The sequence below is a fragment of the Streptomyces sp. NPDC055140 genome (assembly GCF_053607285.1).
Genome location: NZ_JBSGTG010000154.1, coordinates 1 through 2,102, shown reverse-complemented (window position 1 = coordinate 2,102; position 2,102 = coordinate 1). Strand labels below are relative to the sequence as shown.

Below are 2,102 nucleotides of genomic sequence, written 5' to 3'. Positions count from 1 at the left end.
GTGGGATCTGGATCGGCAACCGCAAGGACCTCCGCGGCATCGCACGGCTTGACCCCGCCCCCGACGGCATCCTGTTCAGCACGCAGGGGACCGACGACCGCCCCGCGATGAGCAAAGTGATGCGGTGGGAAGAACTCCCCGCGTGGCTGGACCTCGGCCTGAGCGAGCAGTCGCGCCGCGAACTCCTGGAGGCCGAGGAAGCCCTGGCCGCCGCACCCAGAAGCCAGGCAGCCCGAGAGCGACTCGGCCAAGTCCAGCTGACCGTCTGGGACGCGCTGCAGGCCGCCGGGGCGCCCACCGCCGAAGCCCTCGCCGCCTCCTTCAACCGCTACCACACCACCGAGCCGGCACCGGAACCCGAAACGGCCGCGCTGTTCGACCTGGAACCCACCACCCCCGCCCACGGCCCCTACACCAGCAGCGAGGACTTCACCCGCGCCACCGCGGACCTCATCACCGCCACGTGGGAGCTCACCGCCCACCCGCAGTGGCCCGCCGCCGACCCGCGCACCCGGCAGCTGCGCGAGGCGAGCGCGGCCGTGCGGGCAGCTAGCACCACCACCCCGACCGAAGCCGTCCGCGCGATACTCCTGCTCGCCCGGGCCGCCCAGGACAAGGACCTTCTCCAGGCCTCTGTACCACTAGACGTGAAGTACCTCTTCGAATCGTTCGCCGCCCGCGCCCGACAACACGCTGACCGGTTGGCCGCCACCGCATGGGGCGACGCATGGCGGCACGTGTTCCCCAACGCGGCCGAACCCTGGAGCGAAGATCCGTTCCTGCTGCCCCGCCTCGGCTACGCCGACCCGCGCCCGAGCAGCCCCCCGGCGCAGGCCCTGGAACCGCTGAACGACTCCGAGGCAGGCGGAAACCAGACCTACGAGCAGATCAGCCACCCCGATGCCCCGAACGGACCGGCGTACGCGGTCCCCGACACCGACGGGTTCATGGTGCTGGCGGCGCCGGGCCTCTACCACGGCCCCGCCTACACCCTGCGCACCCCTGACAACACGATCGTCGCCACGCTCGTGAAGGAGGGGGAGAGGTGGCACACCGTGATGGGGGAGCAGCTGCCCCGCCAGAGTGACCCGGCGATCACCGTGCTGCCTCCACGGCCACCGCAGCCGTACGGGCAGGACAACTTCCACCACGCGGTCCTCAACGCCCTGCGCGTTTGGGCCGAAGACCAGGCCCGGCCACTGCCCGGCCACGCCACCTACCCCGATGCCATCCGCATGTCGTGGGCCTTCGCCGAACTCGAGCCGTACACCGCCGCGCTGCGCACCGCTGCCCTTCGCACCTGGCCCCTCAGCCACACGCAGCGGCCCGCCCTCGACCGCGTCCTTGACGCACTTCACGCAGTGCAGGCAGAGACGCGAGCCGAGCTGGACGACGAACAGATCCGGGCGAAGGCCCACGCCATCGAGCAACTCGCCCCTGCCGTGCACGCGCTGCGCATCCAGCTCGAAGACGAGCGGCTGCAAGGCAGCGACTTGTACGGGCTGGTGCGGGTGCTGTCCGGACACGCCCACGAGATGCCGGGACGCCTGCGCACCTTCGTAGACCGCCGCACCATCCCCACACCCGAGCCAGCACCTGCTGCAGCGGCGACGCCCGAGACGGCGGCCCCGGCACCGGAGGCCTCAATGACCACCACCCCCGCACCCGGCGAGGAATCCGAGGAAGCACCGGTGACGGAAGGCGGCGTGTGGGATCCCTTCTACCCCGTCCCCGAGACGATCGCTCAACTGTGGAAGACCGCCCAGGCTCAGGGCTGGGCCATGACCCGGAGCACCAACGACACCGGCTACGGCAGCCAACTCCTCAACGTCGAACTCGAAGCCCACACCGTGGTCGGCTACTGGAGGTTCAGCCTCGAGTGGCACCCGCGCAAGGGGAGGTTCGCCGCCGACAAGCAGCGGTCCTTCGCCGATTGGCCCGACGGCCGCACCGGACCGCGCGGCGGCACGACGCATCCCACGGTCCAGGACGCACTCAACGCAATGCAGCGCTACGTGGCGATCCCCGCCCCCGTCGAGGAGGAGGCCGGCGTAGCCGCGGAGCAGGCCGTGGCAGCCGAGCCGACGCCTGCCGCTCCGGTT

At 71.2% G+C, this 2,102-nt stretch carries 1 protein-coding gene; it reads left to right on the top strand.

Annotation, left to right across the window (positions count from 1 at the left end):
- The coding region (locus ACWFR4_RS48515) for a hypothetical protein (protein WP_453658353.1) at nt 1–2,102 on the top strand (2,102 nt) is incomplete at both ends.